14 protein-coding genes are annotated in these 19,724 nt (G+C 72.1%); 5 read left to right on the forward strand and 9 right to left on the reverse strand.

The annotated features are described in order from the left end of the window. Nucleotides 1-53 precede the first annotated feature (53 nt). Complete coding sequence (locus tag OHT74_RS10470) at nucleotides 54-2,144, forward strand: restriction endonuclease (RefSeq protein ID WP_328620114.1); 2,091 nt, start codon at nucleotides 54-56, stop codon at nucleotides 2,142-2,144. A 16-nt stretch (nucleotides 2,145-2,160) separates the two neighbouring features. Here the strand turns inward: OHT74_RS10470 and OHT74_RS10475 are convergent, their stop codons facing one another. Together OHT74_RS10475 and OHT74_RS10480 are read right to left on the reverse strand one after the other, a co-directional pair. Next, a complete protein-coding gene (locus OHT74_RS10475) occupies nucleotides 2,161-3,327 on the reverse strand; it encodes a CobW family GTP-binding protein (RefSeq protein WP_328623294.1) in 1,167 nt (388 codons plus the stop codon). An 89-nt stretch (nucleotides 3,328-3,416) separates the two neighbouring features. After that, a complete protein-coding gene (locus OHT74_RS10480; protein WP_328620115.1) occupies nucleotides 3,417-4,583 on the reverse strand; it encodes a citrate synthase/methylcitrate synthase in 1,167 nt (388 codons plus the stop codon). A gap of 55 nt (nucleotides 4,584-4,638) precedes the next feature. On the opposite strand from OHT74_RS10480, the gene OHT74_RS10485 reads away from it, so the two are divergent. From OHT74_RS10485 to OHT74_RS10495, 3 genes are all read left to right on the forward strand, one after another. Next, complete coding sequence (locus tag OHT74_RS10485) at nucleotides 4,639-5,880, forward strand: citrate synthase (RefSeq protein WP_266662979.1); 1,242 nt, start codon at nucleotides 4,639-4,641, stop codon at nucleotides 5,878-5,880. 109 nt (nucleotides 5,881-5,989) lie between these two features. Beyond that, complete coding sequence (locus tag OHT74_RS10490) at nucleotides 5,990-7,591, forward strand: sensor histidine kinase (protein ID WP_328620116.1); 1,602 nt, start codon at nucleotides 5,990-5,992, stop codon at nucleotides 7,589-7,591. After that, nucleotides 7,588-8,295 carry a DUF7342 family protein gene (locus OHT74_RS10495; protein WP_266662983.1) on the forward strand — a complete coding sequence of 236 codons (708 nt, stop codon included), beginning with the start codon at nucleotides 7,588-7,590 and terminating at the stop codon, nucleotides 8,293-8,295. The genes OHT74_RS10490 and OHT74_RS10495 overlap by 4 nt, the downstream gene beginning before the upstream one ends. 19 nt (nucleotides 8,296-8,314) lie before the next feature. On the opposite strand, the gene OHT74_RS10500 is transcribed toward OHT74_RS10495, so the two are convergent. The 3 genes from OHT74_RS10500 to OHT74_RS10510 all read right to left on the reverse strand — a co-directional run bounded on the left by OHT74_RS10500 (nucleotide 8,315) and on the right by OHT74_RS10510 (nucleotide 12,654). Next, nucleotides 8,315-9,907, reverse strand: coding sequence for a solute symporter family protein (locus OHT74_RS10500; RefSeq protein ID WP_328620117.1), 1,593 nt, complete (start codon nucleotides 9,905-9,907; stop codon nucleotides 8,315-8,317). Further along, nucleotides 9,904-10,395, reverse strand: a complete 492-nt coding sequence (locus OHT74_RS10505; protein ID WP_266662990.1) for a DUF485 domain-containing protein — start codon at nucleotides 10,393-10,395, stop codon at nucleotides 9,904-9,906. Before OHT74_RS10505 ends, OHT74_RS10500 begins: the two co-directional genes overlap by 4 nt. 138 nt (nucleotides 10,396-10,533) lie before the next feature. Continuing rightward, nucleotides 10,534-12,654: a DNA gyrase/topoisomerase IV subunit B gene (locus tag OHT74_RS10510; RefSeq protein WP_266662992.1), complete on the reverse strand. Its 2,121-nt coding sequence runs from the start codon at nucleotides 12,652-12,654 to the stop codon at nucleotides 10,534-10,536. 444 nt (nucleotides 12,655-13,098) lie between these two features. On the opposite strand from OHT74_RS10510, the gene OHT74_RS10515 reads away from it, so the two are divergent. Beyond that, a complete protein-coding gene (locus tag OHT74_RS10515; protein WP_030154305.1) occupies nucleotides 13,099-13,332 on the forward strand; it encodes a DUF7455 domain-containing protein in 234 nt (77 codons plus the stop codon). Between the two features lie 133 nt (nucleotides 13,333-13,465). Here OHT74_RS10515 and OHT74_RS10520 read toward each other — a convergent pair whose 3' ends face one another. The 4 genes from OHT74_RS10520 to OHT74_RS10535 form a co-directional block, all read right to left on the reverse strand. After that, the gene (locus OHT74_RS10520) at nucleotides 13,466-14,446 is read right to left on the reverse strand and encodes a serine protease (RefSeq protein WP_328620118.1); all 981 of its coding nucleotides are present in this window, start codon (nucleotides 14,444-14,446) and stop codon (nucleotides 13,466-13,468) included. 113 nt (nucleotides 14,447-14,559) lie between these two features. Continuing rightward, nucleotides 14,560-16,134 carry an RNA polymerase sigma factor gene (locus OHT74_RS10525; RefSeq protein WP_266663002.1) on the reverse strand — a complete coding sequence of 525 codons (1,575 nt, stop codon included), beginning with the start codon at nucleotides 16,132-16,134 and terminating at the stop codon, nucleotides 14,560-14,562. Between the two features lie 517 nt (nucleotides 16,135-16,651). Further along, complete coding sequence (locus OHT74_RS10530; protein ID WP_328620119.1) at nucleotides 16,652-17,593, reverse strand: FadR/GntR family transcriptional regulator; 942 nt, start codon at nucleotides 17,591-17,593, stop codon at nucleotides 16,652-16,654. A gap of 151 nt (nucleotides 17,594-17,744) precedes the next feature. Continuing rightward, nucleotides 17,745-19,550, reverse strand: coding sequence for an ATP-binding cassette domain-containing protein (locus OHT74_RS10535; protein ID WP_328620120.1), 1,806 nt, complete (start codon nucleotides 19,548-19,550; stop codon nucleotides 17,745-17,747). Nucleotides 19,551-19,724 lie beyond the last annotated feature (174 nt).

Here is a 19,724-nt window from a genome sequence, read left to right on the forward strand (position 1 = left end):
AATGCCGACTAGTGTTTTCCCTCCGGGTGTTGGTGGGGGGGAGTACACAGCTGATGAGTCGTCGGTCGGGCGGATTGATCGGGGACTGGGCCGAGGCCCAGCGCCGGCAGCAGCAGACACAGCTGATCCAGCAGCGGGAGGCCGAGCGCCGGCAGCACTCCTACGAACGGGACCGGCAGCGGGCCCACGAACGCGACGCGAACCGGAGCCACCGGCAGTACCGCGAGGCCGAGGCCCTACGGCGCACCGCGCAGTTCGACGCCGAGGTCGACGCCCTCAAGGGCCTGTTGGTCGCGGGCTGCCGGGCACCGGCGTTCCGGATATCTGCCCTGGCCCGGTCCGAGCAACTGGAATCCTTCGACCCCGGGGCCCTGGCGCAGCCGGTGCCGATGCCACGCATCGACCAGTTCCAGCAGCAGAGCAGCGGCTGGACGCTCGGGTCGAGCCACCGGGCCCAGGCGGAGCGGGAGGCTCACGCCCGGTACACCCAGGCCTGGCAGGCCGCGAACGCCGCGGAGGCGCAGCGGCAACAGCAACTGGCGGCGTACCGGCAGCAGTACGACCGGTGGGCGGAGCAGCAGCTCGCCGGGGTGCGGGCGCACAACAGCGGGCTCACCGAGCTGGCCGGCGCCCTGCGCTCGGGCGACGCGGAGGCGGCGGTGGAGTACTTCTCGGCCGCCCTGTACGCCTCGACGGCCTGGCCCGAGGCGCTGCCCAGGCAGGTGGCGGCCGCGTACGACCCTGCGGCCCGCCAGCTGGTGCTGGACTGGGAGCTCCCCGGGTACGCGGTGGTGCCGGAGGCCAGGTCGGTGCAGTACCTGCCGAGCACGGACCAGGACAGGGTGAAGCCCCGCCCGGTCACGGAACGGCGGGCGCTGTACCGGGACCTGCTGGCGCAGTGCATGCTGCTGGTGGTGCGCGAGCTGTACGCGGCGGACGAGTTCGGCGTACTGGACTCGGTCGTGGTCAACGGGTTCGTGGACTGCCACGATCCGGCGACGGGGCAGGAGACGCGGTTCGTACTCTCCTCCGTGCCGGCGGCGCGCAGCGCTTTCGCGGGGCTGCGGCTGGAGCAGGTCAGCGCGGTGGACTGTCTGGTGTCGGGGCTCGGCGGGCAGCTGTCGGCGCGCCCCGACCAGCTGACGGCGGTACGCCCCGGGCGCCGGCCCGAAGAGGTCGGCGGGGGCGTCGTCAGCCACGGCGGGCAGGCGGGCGACGCGGACGAGGACGAGCCGGATCTGTTCGTGATGGATCCGATCGCCTTCGAGAACCTGGTGGCGGAGCTCTTCAGGGCGATGGGCATGGAGGCGGTGACCACGCAGCGGTCGGGCGACGGCGGAGTGGACGTGGAGGCGCTGGACCCGGCCCCGATCCGGGGCGGGCGGATCGTGGTGCAGGTCAAGCGCTACCGGAACACGGTGCCGCCGACGGCCGTGCGTGATCTGTACGGCACGGTCCAGGACAAGGGGGCGAACAAGGGGGTGCTGGTCACCACCGCGTCCTTCGGGCCCGGGTCGTACACCTTTGCCAACGGCAAGCCGCTGGAGTTGGTTCCCGGGGCGGACCTGGTCGAGCTGCTCCACCAGTACGGGTTGCGCGGCCGGCTCGGCGGCGGTCCGGCGCAGCGCGCGACCGAGCCGGAGCCCGCCGCCCCTTCGGCGGACCACAACGTGCTCGGCATGTCCTGGTCGGGCGCGGTCGCCCTGGACGTGTGCGCCCTCGTCTGCGCAGGCAACCGGGTGCTGAGCGAAGACCACTTCGTGTTCTTCAACAACCCGCGGACCCCGGACGGTTCGGTACGGGCCCGCGCCCACTCGGCCCCCGACAAGGCCGCGCTGGAGGTCTCCTTCGACGCCCTGCCCGAGCCCGCCGACCGCCTGGTCCTCGTCGCCGCGATCGACCCGGAGGCCGATCCGCACGCCGACCTCGCCGGGTTCACAGACGCCCACATCCGCCTGCTGTCCCCCGGCGGCGAGGAACTCGGCCGACTGGACGTCTCCGACGGGCGCGCCGGCGAGACCGCCCTGGTCCTCGGCTCGTTCCGGCGCCGCTCCAACGGCGACTGGGACTTCGTGATCGGCGGCAAGGGCTACCGCGGCGGCCTCGAGGACCTCCTCCGCGAATACGGCGTCGAGGTCGCCTGACCCCGGGCGTCGCGTCCTACAGGTCTGCGGATTCGGGGTCGGAATCGGGATCAAGATCGGAATCGGGATCGCCGTACGGCTCGGGGTCGTACGGCTCCGGCTCCGGCTCGGTTTCCGCCTCCGCCGGGCGGTCGACGTAGCGGAGCACGCCCCACATGCTCTCCGGGGGCGCGTGCTGCGGAGCCGGTTCGCGGCAGGCCTCCAGCTCACGGAGCAGGGCGGGGCCGTCCGTACCGGCGCCGATCAGGACCAGCTGCGTCAGTCTGGCCTCGCCCCGGCCCCAGGGCTGCGGGGCGAACCGGAGGAAGCGGCCGACGGCGTGGACCTCGTAGCGCTCCTCGTGGCCGGGGACTCCGAAGTAGGCATAGCCCTTGATCCGGTACAGCCCGGCCGGCCGCCGGTCGAGGAAGTCGATGAACCGGCGCGGGTTCATGGCCTGGTCGGACACGAACTCCGTGCTCTCGTACACCGTGTGGGCGTGCCCGGTGTGGTCCCCGTCCTCCTCGTGCTCCGCGTCGCCTGCATCAACTGCGTCGAGCGCGTCCCTGGCCTGCGCGATCAGGTCCTCGAACGACAGCTGGCCCTGGGTCTCGGTCCACGGGCGGCGGTCGAAGAGCAGCTCCGGATCGATGCGGCCGTGGTCGGCGGCCACCACCGGCGTCCCTGGGCAGAGCGCGCCCAGCTCGCCCTCGATCCGGGCCCGCTCGGCGGCGTCGACCCGGTCGGTCTTGTTGAGGACCACCAGGTCCGCGACGGCGAGGTGGCGGTCGCTCTCCGGGTGCTCGCCCCGGGTCGAATCGAACTCCGCCGCGTCCACGACCTGCACCATGCCGCCGTACCGGATCGCCGGATTCTCGCTGGCCACCAGCATCCGGATCATCTCTTGGGGCTCGGCCAGCCCGCTCGCCTCGATGACGATCACGTCGATCCGGTGGACCGGCGCCGAGAGCTTCTCCAGGTACGTGTCCAGCTCGCTGCCGTCGACCGCGCAGCACAGGCAGCCGCCGCCGAGCGAGACCATCGAATCGCCGACTTGGCCCGCCACGGCCATCGCGTCGATCTCGATCGAGCCGAAGTCGTTGACGACGACCCCGATCCGGGTGCCTCCCCGGTTGCCGAGGAGGTGGTTGAGCAGCGTCGTCTTGCCGGATCCGAGGAATCCGGACAGCACGAGGACGGGAATCGGCTGTACGGACGGCTGCGCGGGCGGCCGGACAGGCGGCTGAGCGGACTGCTGGGCGGGCTGACTGCTGTTCACCCCGCCGATCGTAGTCAGCCGAGCACCGGAACCGGCTCCGGCGGGTTCGGGCCGACGTACCGGGCGGCCGGGCGGATGATCTTCGAATCGGCGGCCTGCTCCAGGACGTTCGCGCTCCAGCCGACCACGCGGGCCGCGCAGAACGTCGGGGTGAACATCTCGCGCGGCAGCCCGCACAGCTCCATGACCACACCCGCGTAGAACTCCACGTTGGTGTGCAGCTCCCGCCCCGGCTTGAGCTCGGCGAGGATCTCCTCGACGTGCCGCTCGACCTCGACGGCGAAGTCCACGAGCCGGCCGCCGAACTGCAGCGCGATGTCCCGCAGCATCCGCGAGCGCGGATCCTCGGTGCGGTAGACGGGGTGCCCGAAGCCCATGATCCGGTCCCCGGCGAGCACCCGCTCGCGGATCCACGGGTCGATGCGGTCCGCTGTGCCGATGGCGTCCAGAGTGTCCAGGGCTCGGCTGGGCGCACCCCCGTGCAGCGGCCCGGAGAGCGCGCCGATCGCCCCGGTGAGGCAGGCCGCCACGTCCGCGCCGGTGGAGGCGATCACGCGGGCGGTGAAGGTCGAGGCGTTGAAGCCGTGGTCGACGGTGGAGATCAGGTACTGCTCGACCGCCCGCGCCTTGACCGGGTCGGGCTCCTGTCCGGTGAGCATGTACAGGTAGTTGGCGGCGTACGGGAGATCCGCCCGCGGCTCGACCGGCTCCAGGCCCTGCCCCAGCCGGTGCAGCGCGGTGAGCAGGGTCGGTACGGCGGCGCAGGCGGCCAGTGCGTCGGCGGCCCGCCGCCCGGGGTCGAGGTCGTACACCGGGCGGAACCCGGCGGAGGCGCCGAGCAGCGAGAGCGCGGTCCGCAGCCCGGCGAGCGGGCCGGAGAGCACGGTGGCCTGGGCGAGGGCGGGCAGTGCGTCGCGCACCGCGTCGGGCAGTCGGCGCAGCGGGGCGATCTCGGCGGCGAACGAGGCACGCTCGGCGGCGTCGGCCGGCAGGGCGCCTCGGAACATCAGGTGCCACACGTCCTCGAAGCTGCGGCTCGCTGCGAGCTCGACGGCCGAGTACTGGCGGTAGTGGTAGAAGCCCTCGCGGCCTCGGACGTCACCGAGTTCGGTCTCGGTGACCACGACTCCCGCGAGACCGCGGGGCACATCGACGGTGGTGTTCATGCATCGACCATCCATGATGGATTGAATCCTTGTCAATGTTGATCGAATCAATCTATGTAGGGTGAGCATCATGAACGACCAGGCGGAGGGCGAGCGCCGGATCAGCACCCGGCAGGCGGCGGAACTCCTGGGGGTGAAGCCCGCGACCGTGTACGCGTACGTCAGCCGCGGCCAGCTCACCAGCCGCCGCGACCCGGTCGGCCGCGGCAGCAGCTTCGACGCGCGCGAGGTGGAGGACCTGGCCCGGCGCAGCCGGCGCGAGGCGGCGGCGCCCCCCGGCGCGGAGCTCTCCGTACGCACCTCGCTCACGCTCATCGAGCCCGACCGGTACTACTTCCGGGGCGTGGACGCCGTCGAGCTGGCCTCGCGGCACCGCTACGAGGAGGTCGCCGAGTGGCTCTGGACCGGGACGCTGCCGAGTGGCGTGCGGTTCACCGCTCCCCCGCAGGTGCTGGCCGCGGCCCGGCGCGCGGTGGCCGCACTGCCCGAGCACAGTGGCCCGATCGACCGGCTGCGGGTGGCCACCGCGGCCGCAGCGGTGGCGGATCCGCTGCGCTTCGACCTGTCCGCGGAGGCCGTACTGGGCTCCGCACGCTGCCTGATCCCGACGCTGGTCGGCGCGCTGCCCGAGGTGGGCCCGCCCGGCTGGCGAGGGGACGGCCGGCTGGCCCGGCAGCTGTGGACCCGGCTGACGGCGCGCGAGCCGGACCCGGATGCGCTGGCCACGCTGGACCTGGCCCTCGCGCTGCTCATCGACCACGATCTGGCCGCCTCGACCCTGGCCGTACGGGTGGCCGCGTCGGCGCGGGCCCATCCGTACGCGGCGGTGTCGGCCGGCCTCGGCGCGCTCGAGGGCCCGCTGCACGGCGCGGCCGGACGGCTCGCGCACCGGATGCTGGCGGAGGCCCTGGAGCGGGGCGGGGCCGCGCCGGTGGTCGCGGACCATCTGCGGGCGGGACGGCGGGTTCCCGGACTCGGGCACCGGCTGTACGAGGGCGAGGACCCGCGGGCGACGGCGCTGTTCGCGCGGCTGGAGAACGTGCCGCAGGCCGGGCCCGCACTGGCCGCCGCCCGGGAGGTGGTCGCCACGACGGCGGCCCGGCGCGGCGGCCTGCACGCCAATGTCGACCTGGCACTGGCTGTTCTGACGGTGTCCTGCGGGATGCCCGCGGAGGCCGGGGAGACGGTGTTCGCCGTGTCCCGGACGGCTGGCTGGATCGCGCACGCGCTGGAGGAATACCAGGAGCGGCCGCTCCGGATGCGCCCGAGCGGCCAGTACCAGGGACCCCGCCCGCCACAGCCGATGCCGTGACGGGCCCGCGGGCAGCAGGCAGCGGGAGATCAGCCACAGGTGCGCGCACATGGGATATTCCACTCAGGCCGAAGGCGACCTACCGTTGCTGGTCATGCGGTTCCTCCACATGACCACTCGGCGCCTCGGGCTGCCCAGACGGGCCGTCTCGCAGATCCTGCTGACCCAGCTGGCCATCGCCGCCGGGGTCGCCGTGCTGGCCACCGGGCTCTTCCTGGCCCCGCTCAGCACGCAGCTCGACGACCAGGCCATGCGGCGCGCCCTGGCCATCGCCCAGAGCGCGGCGGCCGACCCGTCACTGGCCGCCGACCTCCTCGACTCCGGGCCGACGGCCGACAGCCCCGTGCAGGCCTCGGCCGAGCGGATCCGCCGCGCCACGGGTGCCGAGTACGTCGTCGTCATGGACCTGGACGGGATCCGCCGCTCGCACCCCGGCACCGACCGGATCGGCCTGCCCGTCTCCACCGACCCGAGCGACGCCCTCGCGGGCCGCGAGGTCATGGAGATCGACGACGGCACGCTCGGCCGCTCCGCCCGCGGCAAGGTCCCGCTGCTCGCGGCCGACGGGGAGATCGTCGGCGCCGTCTCCGTCGGCATCGCCTACGACAGCGTCCGCGACCGGCTGCTCGGCGCCATCCCGGGCCTGCTCGCCTACGCGGGCGGCGCCCTCGCGGCGGGCGCGCTCGCCGCCTATTTGCTGTCCCGCCGGATCCAGCGGCAGACCCGCGACCTGGCCTTCTCCGACATCGCCGGACTGCTCGCCGAGCGCGAGGCGATGCTGCACTCCATCCGCGAGGGTGTGATCGCCCTCGACCGCGACGGCCGGGTCCGGCTCGTCAACGACGAGGCGGCCCGCCTGCTGGGCCTCGCGCCGGATACGGCCGCAACCGTCGCCGGGCGCCCGCTGGACGACGTACTGGGCACGGGCCGCACCACCGACGTCCTCGCCGGCCGCGTGACCGGCCGCGATCTGCTCACGGTCCAGGGGCCCCGGGTACTGGTCGCCAACCGGATGCCCACCGAGGACGGCGGCGCCGTCGCCACCCTGCGCGACCGCACCGAGCTGGAGCACCTCGGCCGCGAGCTCGACTCCACCAAGGGCCTGATCGACGCACTGCGCGCACAGGACCACGAGCACGCCAACCGCCTCCACACCCTCCTCGGCCTGCTGGAGCTGGGCCTGCACGAGGAGGCGGTGGAGTTCGTCACCGAGGTCGTCGGAGTGCACCGCAGCACCGCCGAACAGGTCACCGAGAAGGTCCACGACCCCTTGCTGGCCGCCCTTCTGGTGGGCAAGGCGACCGTGGCTGCCGAGCGCGGCGTCCCGCTGCGCCTCGCCGACACCACGTTCCTGCCCGACTGCCTCGTCGACCCCGGCGGCCTCGTCACCATCACGGGCAACCTGGTGGACAACGCCCTGGACGCTGCGGCGGGCTCCGCGGCACCCCTGGTCGAGGTCGAGCTGCGTACCGAGGGCCGTACGGCGATCCTCCGGGTGCGGGACAGCGGGCCCGGCGTCCCGGCAGCCCGCCGCGAGGAGATCTTCACCGAGGGCTGGTCGACCAAGCAGCCCAAGGCCCACCGCGAGCGGGGGCTCGGTCTCGCACTCGTACGCCGCCTCGCGGAGCGGCAGGGTGGCACGGCCCGGGCCGGCGAGGCAGCGGACGGAGGGGCGGAGTTCTCCGTCGTACTCCCGGAGGCCCTGCGATGAACGAGACCCCGATCCATGACATCCACGTATTGGTCGTCGACGACGACATGCGTGTTGCCCGGATCAACGCGGCGTACGTGTCGAAGGTTCCCGGCTTCCGCGTCTGTGCCCAGGCCCATTCGGCGGCCGAGGCCCTGGCGTACCTCGACACCCACCCCGTCGACCTGATCCTCCTCGACCACTACCTCCCGGACGAGAACGGGCTGGACCTGGTCCGCCGGCTGCGCCAGCTCGGCCGGCGCACCGACGTGATCATGGTCACGGCCGCCCGCGACCTGGCCACCGTCCAGTCCGCCATGCGCCTCGGCGCCCTCCAGTACCTGGTCAAGCCCTTCACCTTCGCCGGCCTGCGCACCCGGCTGGAGGCGTACGGCTCCCTGCGCCGCACCCTGGAGACGGGCGGCGAGGCCGAACAGGCCGAGGTGGACCGGATCTTCGGCGCCCTTGCCGCGGCCGGCTCCCCGAACGAACTGCCCAAGGGCCACTCCGCCACCACCGCCGAACTGGTCCGCCAGGTCCTGCGCTCTGCCGAGGGCCCGCTCTCCACCCAGCAGATCGCCGACCGCGCCGGCATCAGCCGCCAGACCGCCCAGCGCTACCTGAAACTCCTGGAGCGCACCGCCCGGGTCACCCTGGCCCTGCGCTACGGCGAGACGGGCCGCCCCGAACACCGCTACTCCTGGCTCCCGTCCGAGGGCGCCTGACCGCCGGACGGGAACCCGCTCAGACGGCCCCGGCGCCGGTCAGGGAGCGGACCTCCGTCTCCGCGTGCTTCGCCTCGTCCGGCTCGTCCGCCGAGGTGACCGTGCCCAGCCAGCCCGCCAGGAAGCCCAGCGGGATCGAGACCAGGCCCGGGTTCTGCAGCGGGAAGAACTGGAAGCTCACCCCCGGGAAGAGGGAGTCCGCGCTGCCGGAGACCACCGGCGACAGGACGACCAGCACCACCGCCGGAATTAGGCCCCCGTACACCGACCAGACGGCGCCCCGCGTGGTGAAGGAGCGCCAGAACAGCGAGTACAGCAGCACCGGCAGATTGGCCGAAGCCGACACCGCGAAGGCCAGCCCCACCAGGAACGCCACGTTCAGGTCCTGGGCGAGCAGCCCCAGGGCGATCGCCACCGCCCCGATCCCGACGGCCGCGACCCTGGCCACCGCGACCTCGCTGCGCTGGCGCGCATGGCGGCGCTTGAGCGAGGCGTACAGGTCGTGCGCCACCGAGGCCGAGGACGCCAGCGTGATCCCCGCGACCACGGCGAGGATCGTGGCGAAGGCGATCGCCGCCACGAAGGCGAACAGCACCGCGCCCCCGGTCGAGCCGGCCCCGCCGCCCAGGAAGGCGGCGAGCAGCGGAACCGCCGTGTTCCCCGAGGCGTTGGAGGCCCGCACCGCGTCCGGACCCACCAGCGCGGCCGCCCCGAACCCGAGCACGATGGTCATCAGGTAGAACCCGCCGATCAGCGCGATCGCCCACACCACCGACCGGCGGGCCGCCCGCGCGGTCGGCACCGTGTAGAACCGCGACAGGATGTGCGGCAGCCCTGCCGTTCCGAGGACCAGCGCGAGGCCGAGGCTCATGAAGTCGAAGCGGGAGGTCCAGTCACCGCCGTACTTGAGCCCCGGGCTCAGGAACCGCTGCCCGTGCCCGCTGCGCTCGGCTGCGCTGGTGAGCAGCTGGTCGAAGTTCCCGTGGAAGCGCAGGAGTACGAGCACGGTGAGGGTGACGGCCCCGCCCATGAGCAGCACGGCCTTCACGATCTGGATCCAGGTGGTGGCCCGCATGCCGCCGAAGGACACGTAGACCACCATCAGCGCCCCGACCCCGATCACGGTCAGCGTCCGGGCCGCGGTGCCCGAATCACCGAGCAGCAGACCCACGAGGCTGCCCGCGCCGACCATCTGTGCAACCAGGTACAGCACCGAGACGGTGACGGACGAAGTGCCGGCGGCGATCCGGACGGGCCGCTCGCTCATCCGGGCCGCGACCACGTCCGCGAGGGTGAAGCGCCCGCAGTTGCGCACGAGTTCGGCGACGAGGAACAGCACGACGAGCCATGCGACGAGGAAGCCCACCGAGTACAGCAGGCCGTCGTAGCCGAAGAGGGCGATCAGGCCGGAGATGCCGAGGAAGGAGGCTGCGGACATGTAGTCGCCGGCGATGGCGAAACCGTTCTCCAGGGGGGAGAACAGCCGCCCGCCGGCGTAGAACTCCTCGGCCGAGCCGTGCCGGTTGCGGCTGACCCAGGTGGTGATGCCCAGGGTGACCGCGATGAAGAGGCTGAACAGGATCAGCGCGAGGGTCTGGTGCTCGGTGGTCACCGGCCGGCCTCCCGGGCGCGGATCCGCTCCTGGCCGCGCTCCTGCTCGAAGACCGTCCACCGCAGGTCCAGCGCGGCCCGGTCGCGGCGCAGCCGCGCGTGGCGGGCGTACGCCCAGGTCAGCAGGAAGGTGCTGAGGAACTGGCCGAGCCCCGCCAGCAGGGCGACGTTGACCGCCCCGACGACGGGCCGGGCCATGATCCCCGGTGCCATGGTGGCCGCGACCACGTAGGCGACGTACCAGAGGAAGAATCCGGCGGTCGCGGGGACGACGAACCCGCGGTAGCGGCTGCGGACCTCTTGGAAGGCGGCGCTGCGTTGCACTTCGAGGTAGATGTCGGATGCCCCGGGCGCGGCCCGGCCGCCGGCGGCGGGACGCGGGGGCGCCGGGTCCTCGCCCTCGCCCTCCCCCCAGCCGACGGCGAGCGCGTCGTACCAGGGGTCGTCGAGCCGGATCGTTCCGGCATCGGGACCTTCGTGCTTGTCCACCGAACTCTCCTTGTCCGCTGCCGCATTGGCCGCGTGCCCACAAGGATGTGCGGTATGGACGTTTTCCGGACTGGTGTCCCGGTGCTCTTCACTCCAACAGGTGATGGAGTGAAGAACACCGGTGTGCCGGTGCGCCCGTCAGGCGTCGATGCGCGAGCGGTCCAGCGTCGCCGCGGAGCTCGTGATGAACTCCTTGCGCGGCGCGACCTCGTTGCCCATCAGCAGGTCGAAGACCTGCTCGGCCGAGTCCAGGTCGCCGATGTTGATCCGGCGCAGCGTGCGGAACCGGGGGTCCATGGTGGTCTCCGCCAGCTGGTCCGCATCCATCTCGCCGAGACCCTTGTAGCGCTGGATCGAATCCTTGTACCGGACGTTCTTGCGCTGGAATTCGAGCAGCGTCTGGCGCAGCTCGTTGTCCGAATACGTGTAGACGTACTTGTCCTGGCCCTTCTTGGGCTGGACGAGTTCGATCCGGTGCAGCGGCGGCACCGCGGCGAACACCCGGCCCGCCTCGACCATCGGCCGCATGTACCGCTGGAAGAGCGTCAGCAGCAGGCAGCGGATGTGCGCGCCGTCCACGTCGGCGTCGACGAGCAGGACGATCTTCCCGTAGCGCGCGGCGTCGATGTCGAAGGTCCGGCCCGAGCCGGCTCCTATGACCTGGATGATCGCTCCGCACTCGGCGTTCTTGAGCATGTCCGAGACCGACGACTTCTGGACGTTCAGAATCTTGCCGCGGATCGGCAGCAGTGCCTGGAACTCCGAGTTCCGAGCGAGCTTGGCAGTGCCGAGGGCGGAGTCGCCCTCGACGATGAAGAGCTCGCTGCGCTCCACGTCGTCGCTGCGGCAGTCGGCCAGCTTCGCGGGCAGCGAGGAGGTCTCCAGCGCCGTCTTGCGGCGCTGCGCCTCCTTGTGCTGGCGGGCGGCGATCCGGGTCCGGGCGGCCGCGACGATCTTCTCCATCACGGCGCGGGCCTGCTGCTTGTCGTCGCGCTTCGTGCTGGTCAGGAAGGCCTTGAGCTCCTTGGCGACCACGGCCGCGACGATCCGGGCGGCCGCCGAGGTGCCGAGTACCTCCTTGGTCTGGCCCTCGAACTGCGGCTCGGCCAGCCGGACGGTGACGACCGCCGTCATGCCCTCCATCGCGTCGTCCTTGACCACGTCGTCCTCGGCGACGCGCAGCAGCTTCGCGGAGCGCAGCACCTCGTTCACGGTCTTGGCGACCGAGCGCTCGAAGCCGGTGATGTGGGTTCCGCCCTTGGGCGTGGCGATGATGTTGACGAAGGACTTGACCTGCGTCTCGTACCCGGTGCCCCAGCGCAGGGCGATGTCCACGCCGAGCTCGCGGGTGACCTCGGTGGGGGTCATGTGGCCCCGCTCGTCGAGGACGGGGACGGTCTCCTTGAAGGTGCCCTGGCCGGTCAGGCGCAGCACGTCGCAGACGGCCTTGTCCTGCGCGAGGTAGTCGCAGAACTCGCTGATGCCCCCGTCGAAGCGGAAGGTCTCCTCGGTCTTGCCGGCCCCGTCGATGGCGCGCTCGTCGCGGACGACGATGGTCAGGCCCGGGACGAGGAAGGCGGTCTGGCGGGCGCGCTGGTAGAGCGTCTCCAGGGAGAGCCGGGCGTCCTTGAGGAAGATCTGCCGGTCGGCCCAGTAGCGGACCCGGGTGCCGGTCTTGCCCTTGGCGACCCGCTTGACCTTGCGCAGGCCGTTGGCGGGGTCGAACGGGCTGTCGGGGCCCTGCTCGGTGAACATGCCCGGGACGCCGCGGCGGAAGCTGATCGCGTGGGTGGAGCTGTTGCGGTCCACCTCGACGTCCAGCCGGGCGGAGAGGGCGTTGACCACGGAGGCGCCGACGCCGTGCAGGCCGCCGGAGGCCGCGTACGAGCCGCCGCCGAACTTGCCGCCGGCGTGCAGCTTGGTCATGACGACCTCGACGCCGGACAGCCCGGTCTTGGGCTCGACGTCGACGGGGATGCCGCGGCCGTTGTCGCGGACCTCGACCGAGGCGTCCTCGTGGAGGATCACCTCGATGTGGTCGCAGTAACCGCCCAGGGCCTCGTCCACGGCGTTGTCGATGATCTCCCAGAGGCAGTGCACGAGGCCCCGGGAGTCGGTGGAACCGATATACATGCCGGGGCGCTTGCGGACGGCCTCGAGGCCCTCGAGGACGAGCAGGTGCCGCGCGGTGTAGTTGGAGCCGTCCCGGTCTGCTCCGGACAGCAGTGCGCTGGAAGGCACGGACGTGTCGGCGGTCACGCAGTTCGCTCCTCGCTGAATTTCTTTTTCTGGCCCGTCGGGCGCAGGGTGGCTCGGTTGCCGGTCGAAGGGTACCGAGGCCTGGTAGAGCCGATGCAACGCCACCCTCGTCCTTCATCAGCCTAGTGCAGGACCGCACGGGTGTTCGATCCCCCGGGGGAGTGAAGCAAACATCACGTTCCCTTCCAGGCATGAACCATTTAGGGTTCGGGCACGTCCTCATGAACAACCGGCACTCACGCCGGGGAGGACGGAACTGCTACAAGCGAACGACTGACAACGCGAAACCGTAAAGCAACGCAATACGGCTCCTTCGCCGCCAACCGGCAACAGCCGGCCAGCTTCGGAAGGAAGTTTCGAGGAAAAGCCGCGAGCGGGAACGTTTTCGGCCTGGTTGGATGTTGACCCTGGTACGACAGCTCGTCGAGCTAGAGAAGAGGCGACGTGACTACTGTTCTGACACCCGCGACCCCGCTGACGGCCGCTGACCGATGCGACCGTTGCGGCGCCCAGGCATATCTGCGCGTCGTCCTGCTGAGCGGCGGTGAACTGCTGTTCTGCGCCCACCACGGGCGTAAGTTCGAGCCGGAACTCAAGAAGATCGCCGCGGATATACAGGATGAGACCGAGCGGCTCACGTCCGCTCCGACGGCCAATGCCGACACCGAGGACCGCTGACACAGGCCTATACCTCGCATCCGACGAGCCAGGACCGGCCAGGCCGGTCGACGGGCGGCACCTCTGAGACCCAGGAGTGCCGCCCGTCCTCATGTCCGGAGCCTCGCCGGGGCCCGACGGTTTGCGGGCCCGGCTAGCGGCTCCCGCGCCGGTGCCGTCCCCCGGGTGCTCCCGGGGCTCCCTGCGGCTTTTCTGCCGCGTGCCCCCGTACGGGCCGTGCAGCCGGTCCGGAGCGCCCCTGGGCACCCCACGCGATGTCCTGGCCGACGCTTTGCCGCGCGGCCGTCTCAGGGGCTGTCACGAAGCCGGTGAGCGGCGCGATTTTCGTGTAGACCCCCGGACTGTCGGGGCGCCCGCAGCCCCGCCCCCACGACACCAGCCCGATGAGCCGACCCTGGGCGACCAGCGGCCCGCCGCTGTCCCCCTGGCAGGCGTCCCTCCCGCCGTCGCGGTGCCCCGCGCACACCATGGACTCCGGCCGGTACTGCCCGTCCGCGTCCCCGGGGTAGGCACGCCGACAGGCCTCGTCCGACAGGACCGTCACCCGCGCGGTGCGCAGCGCGTACGCATAGTCACCGAATCCGCTCGTGTCGCCCCAGCCGTACACGGCCGCTTCGCCGCCCGCCTCGTAGCCGGGATGCCCGTCGCCGGCCATCGGGAGCACGTAGTGCGCGGGTACGGCCTCATCGAGCTCCAGCACGGCCAGGTCGCCGGCATTGCTCCGTGTGTCGTAGCCCGGGTTCACCCGGGCCGAGCGGACCGCGATCTCCCGGCCCTCATCAGCCCGCAGCTCCGTACGCCCGGTGATCACCCGGAAGTCGGGGACGGACTCGAACGTGCCGCCGAGCACCTGGCGGCCCAGGCAGTGGGCCGCGGTCAGCACCTTCGTCGGGCCCACGATGACGCCCCCGCAGAACTGGCCGCCCCGCGTACCCCCGAACCGGTCACGGCTGGCCAGGGCCACCACCCACGGGCTGTCGGCCGCCTTCACCGGCTTCCCGCCGATCACCACACTGTCCGCGGCTGCGTGCGGCGCCTGGGCCAGCGGCGCCGCGGCCGCTCCCGCCACCAGGGTCAGCGCGCCCGCCAGAGCACGGGAAAAGGGACGACGCATGAGGCCTCCTGACTCTGAGTGTGCATGACTCCACCCAGAGTGGGACGCCAAGTGGCCGTGCGCACCCGCGCACGGCCACCTCCGTACGGCCCCCGGCCCGGCCGGTCCGGCTGTCAGTCCAGGTAGTCGCGCAGGACCTGGGAGCGGGACGGGTGGCGCAGCTTCGACATCGTCTTGGACTCGATCTGACGGATGCGCTCGCGCGTGACGCCGTAGACCTTGCCGATCTCGTCGAGGGTCTTCGGCTGTCCGTCGGTGAGGCCGAAACGCATCGAGACCACGCCGGCCTCGCGCTCGCTGAGCGTGTCGAGCACCGAGTGCAGCTGCTCCTGCAGGAGCGTGAAGCTCACGGCGTCCGCCGGGACGACCGCCTCGGAGTCCTCGATGAGGTCGCCGAACTCGCTGTCGCCGTCCTCGCCGAGCGGCGTGTGCAGGGAGATCGGCTCGCGGCCGTACTTCTGGACCTCGATGACCTTCTCGGGGGTCATGTCGAGTTCCTTGGCCAGCTCCTCCGGGGTGGGCTCGCGGCCCAGGTCCTGGAGCATCTGGCGCTGCACGCGGGCGAGCTTGTTGATGACCTCGACCATGTGCACCGGGATGCGGATGGTGCGGGCCTGGTCGGCCATGGCGCGGGTGATCGCCTGGCGGATCCACCAGGTCGCGTACGTGGAGAACTTGTAGCCCTTGGTGTAGTCGAACTTCTCGACCGCACGGATCAGGCCCAGGTTGCCCTCCTGGATCAGGTCCAGGAAGAGCATGCCGCGGCCGGTGTAGCGCTTGGCCAGCGAGACCACCAGGCGGAGGTTGGCCTCCAGCAGGTGATTCTTGGCGCGGCGACCGTCCTCGGCGATGATCTCCAGCTCGCGCTTGAGCTTGGGGGCCAGCTTGTCGGAGTTGGCCAGCTTGTCCTCGGCGAACAGGCCCGCCTCGATCCGCTTGGCGAGCTCGACCTCCTGCTCGGCGTTGAGGAGGGGGACCTTGCCGATCTGCTTGAGGTAGTCCTTGACCGGGTCGGCGGTGGCACCGGCGACCACGACCTGCTGGGCGGGGGCGTCGTCCTCGTCGTCGGAGATGACGAAGCCCTTGTTCTCCCCGCCCTCCTCCTCTTCCTCGGCCTCGGCCTTGGCGGCGTCGGGACCCTCGTCCGGAGTCTCGTCCCCGCCGCCCTCGTCCGCGTCCTTCTTGGATGCGGTCTTCTTCGCCGCCGTCTTCTTGGCAGCGGTCTTCTTGGCGGGCGCGGCCTTCTTGGCCGCCGTCTTCTTCGCCGCCGTCTTCTTCGCGGCGGGCTCGGTTCCGGGCTCCTCCGCGAGAGCGTCCACGGGCTCCGGGTCCACCGTCTCGGCCGCCGGTGCCGCAGCGGCGACGGTCCGCGCAGCCGTCGTCTTCGCCGCGACGGTCTTGGTGGCCGTCCGCTTGGCCGGGGTCTTCGCTGCGACGCTCTTGCGGGTGGTGCGCTTGGGCGACTCCGCGGCACTGACCATCAGCGTCACACCCTCTTCCTCGAGGATCTGGTTGAGGCTGCGCAGAACATTCTTCCACTGGGTCGCAGGAATCTGGTCAGCCTCGAAGGCCCGACGCACGTCATCGCCGGCGATCTGCCCCTCGGCCTTGCCCCGCTCGATGAGCGCCATCACAGACTCGGAATCGGCGATCTCCGGCGGGAGCGTACGGGATGTGCTGGCCGACACGAACAACCTCTCGGAACGATGGAAACGGCTTCCGACCCCGGCCGGGTGGTGCTGGACCGGAGCCGACGACCACCGACGGGGGATGGGCCGGGGGCGCGGGCAGGGGCCGGGGAGCTGCACAGCACCCGCAAGGGCTGCTGTCTTCCCTCCGTCGGCCATCACCTCTCTAGGTCATCGCTTGACCTCGCGGAGTGTTACGCCCAATTCTTCGTGGCCCGAGTCACACCCCGATTGCCCCGATGCCGGTCATACGGTCGTACACGCGGGCCGGACGCGGCCGGATGCCGTATTGCGAGGCCGCCGACGGTGGTGCGGGGCCGGCCCCCGCCGGGGCCCGTGTGCGCCGACCTGCGGTTGATGGCGTGCGCTCGCCGGTGTCGCCGGGGCGTCTCCCCGGTCTCCGCCGGGAGGCACCCCCGTCAGACTGCGTCCCGGGTACCTCCAGGGCGTCGGCGCCACCGCCAACGCCCCCCGGCGGCACGTGCGAGTACTCCCGCGCCGCCGTCCGTCCCGCCCGTCAGTGCTCGCGCGGGGCGGGGACCACGCGCTCGACCTCCGGATGCACCATCAGGAGCTGGCGCATGGCGTTCTCGGCGCCCGTCGCGTCCCCGGCGGCGAGGGCCTCGACGATCCGCGCGTGGTGCGCAACGCAGGCCTCGCTGGGGCGGTCGCAGGCGATGACGGGGCTTCCCGAGACCTGGAGCGCGGAGGAGACGATGCCGGAGAGGTGCTCCAGCATGCGGTTGCCCGCGACCTGGATGAGGAGCGCGTGGAACTCGTTGTCGGCGCGCGCGAAGGTGATCGCGTCGCCCTGGCCGAGGGCGTGGCCCATGATCTCGACCATGTCGGCGAGGCGCTGCTGGATGTCCGGGCGGCCATGGCCGGCGGCGAGGCGGGCGGCGAGCGGCTCGATGGTCCAGCGGAGCTCGTTGAGCTCGCGGCGCTGGTCGTCGCGCTGGGGGCCGAAGGCGCGCCACTCGATGATGTCGGGGTCGAGCAGGTTCCAGTCGGCGACGGGCCTGACGCGGGTGCCGACGTTGGGGCGGGCGCTGACGAGGCCCTTGGCCTCCAGCACGCGCAGCGATTCGCGGACCACCGTGCGGGAGACCTCGAAGCGCTGGCCGATCTCCTCGGGGACCAGCGGGCGGTCCGCGCCGAGGTCGCCGGAGACGATCATCTGGCCGAGCTGCTGGACGAGTTGGCCGTGCAGTCCGCGGCCGCGGCTGCCTGCCGCGCGGCGGCCGACCCGGCTCAACTCGACGTCGGCGCCGTCCCAGTGGGGCGCTCCGACGCGGTCGGTCCCGGAGGCTTCCGCGTAGGGGTAGCGGTCGAGTTCGCCCGGGCCGGCGAGGCCGGAGTCGGCATGGCGGGCGGCGGTCATCATGGTGTGCGCAAGGGTACTCACGAATCCTTTGTCGGCCTTGCCTCGATGACCCTTGAGGTCTTTGGTGAAAAGCACACGAAAGGGTGATCGGTGCCACCTACGCAATTGACGACTTATCGTAAAGAACCGGGCTCTTTGGGGGGAGTTGTGGTCCGGTTCGCGTGATGTGGACCGGACCGGTCCAGTCGAGACATTCTCCGGCACCGGAACGATCACGAACGGTCCGTTACCAACGGACGCGGCTGCGCAGTCCTGTGAACCCATAGGCGCACAACAGGACCATCAGCGACAACACCAGTGCGGTGCCGACGGGTTGGGCCATCACCCGCAAGGCCCCCAGGACCAGGCGGTCCGCCTCCGGGGGCCACTGCGCCCAGGCCAGCCCGCGCAGCCGGGCCGCGAGTCCGCTCGCCGGATACGCGGACGGACCGTCCAGGGCCTTGCGGACGAGCGGGACGACCATCACCGGGACGGCGAGCACGGCGGCCAGGCCGGCAGTGGCCGACCGGAAGACGCCGGAGGCCAGCACGCCGGCCCAGGCGCAGCCGATGAGCAGTCCGGCCCAACTCGCGGCCGGGGAGACCCATTCCCCGGGGGTGCGCAGCGGGCCGCGGTCGAAGACGAGCTTCAGGGCGGCGGCGTCGGCGGTGACGGCGAGCGCACCGAACACCAGGGCGAGGCCCGCACAGACGGCCAGTTTGGCGGCGAGCAGGCCCATCCGGCGCGGCACGGTGCCGCGGTCGGCGGCGAGCGCGGGGTAGCGGTACTCCTCGCCGAAGGCCAGGGCGCCGAGCAGTCCCGCGCCGAGGGCGGCGGGGGGCAGGGGCAGCAGCTCCGGCCAGGCGGCGAGCAGCCGGTTCTGCGGGGTGCCGCCGGCCCGGGCCAGCACCAGGGCGGTGACGGCGGAGACGGCGACGACGACGGCCGCGGTGAGGACGGGCATGGCGGTGCCGAAGACCCGGCGCAGCTCGTAGCGCAGCGGCCGCAGCGGCCCGCCGACCCGGCGTACCGCCGAGGCCGGGGTCCCGCTGCGGGCAGCCGACCGGCCGCCGCCTTGGGCGGGCAGGGGCCCGGCTTCGGCCGGGACGGCAGTACTCGCCGGGTCCGCGCCGGGCTCGGTGCGCGCCTGCGGCACCGGCGGTACGGACGGGCAGGGCGCCCCGGCGTCCCCGGTCTCGTCCGCGAGCTCGTGGACCAGGACGCCGTGCCGGAACGCCGCTTCGCCGACCTCCGCGCAGCTGCTGCCGTACACCGACAGGCGACTGCCGGACTCCTCGACGATCTCCACCGCACGCTGGGCGTCCCTGGCCTCACGGCCGAGTACGTCGGCCAGCCGGGCGGCGTGCGGGCTGCGCACGGCGACCCGCGGCCGAAGCCGGGTGCGGGCGAACTCGGCCGCGTCCTGGTCGGCGACGAGCCGGCCCGCCTCGATGCTCACGACCCGGTCCGCGCTGCGGGCGGCCTCCTTCGCGTCGTCGGTGGTGAAGAGCACCGCGCCGCCGAGGGAGGCGTGACCGCGCAGCAGCCCGTGCAGCCAGCCGCGTTCGCGGGGCGAGAGTCCGGCGGCGGGCTCGTCGAGGAGCAGCGTGCACGGATCGGCGAGCAGCGCCGCGGCCAGCGCCACCCGGCGGTCCATGCCGAGCGAGAGCGAACCGAGCCGCTGGTCGCGCAGGCCCGCGATGCCGACGATCTCCAGCATGGTGTCGGCCCGGGAGGCCGGCACGCCGGCGGCGGCGCACAGCATCCGCAGCTGGCCCCGGACGGTGCGCGCCGGATTGCCGGGGACGTCACCGAGCAGCACGCCGACCTCACGGCCGGGATGCGGGATCCGGTGCAGCGGGCGTCCGCGGAAGTAGGTGACGCCGCGGCCCGGTTCGAGTTCGAGCATGAGCCGCAGTGCGGTGGTCTTGCCCGATCCCGGTTCGCCGAGGAGGGCGGTCACGGTCCCCGGGCGGGCCTCGAAGGTGAGGTCGTCCACGAGGGGCGGGAGGTCTCGACGGGGTGTGCTGGTGAGTCCGATGGCCTGGAGCATCGCTTCTCTCGCGGGGGGTGAGACCGCTCTGCGGCAGCGTGAGTACCGCAATCAAGATAACGCGATATGTCCGATTTTCGGCGCAACCAGGATGCGTTCGTGGCCGTGTCGACGACGGTCCGGGTGGCGACGGCCCGGGTCGTGGTGGTGCGGGTCGTGACGGTGCGGGTGGCC

This window comes from Streptomyces sp. NBC_00354, assembly GCF_036106915.1.
GTDB lineage: Bacteria > Actinomycetota > Actinomycetes > Streptomycetales > Streptomycetaceae > Streptomyces.

What these genes read in the sequence shown, in the direction of transcription:
- OHT74_RS10470 (WP_328620114.1), top strand. Translation starts at nt 54, where the DNA reads ATGAGTCGTCGGTCGGGCGGATTGATCGGGGACTGGGCCGAGGCCCAG.
- OHT74_RS10480 (WP_328620115.1), bottom strand. Translation starts at nt 4,583, where the DNA reads ATGGATGGTCGATGCATGAACACCACCGTCGATGTGCCCCGCGGTCTC.
- OHT74_RS10485 (WP_266662979.1), top strand. Translation starts at nt 4,639, where the DNA reads ATGAACGACCAGGCGGAGGGCGAGCGCCGGATCAGCACCCGGCAGGCG.
- OHT74_RS10490 (WP_328620116.1), top strand. Translation starts at nt 5,990, where the DNA reads ATGACCACTCGGCGCCTCGGGCTGCCCAGACGGGCCGTCTCGCAGATC.
- OHT74_RS10495 (WP_266662983.1), top strand. Translation starts at nt 7,588, where the DNA reads ATGAACGAGACCCCGATCCATGACATCCACGTATTGGTCGTCGACGAC.
- OHT74_RS10520 (WP_328620118.1), bottom strand. Translation starts at nt 14,446, where the DNA reads ATGCGTCGTCCCTTTTCCCGTGCTCTGGCGGGCGCGCTGACCCTGGTG.
- OHT74_RS10535 (WP_328620120.1), bottom strand. Translation starts at nt 19,550, where the DNA reads ATGCTCCAGGCCATCGGACTCACCAGCACACCCCGTCGAGACCTCCCG.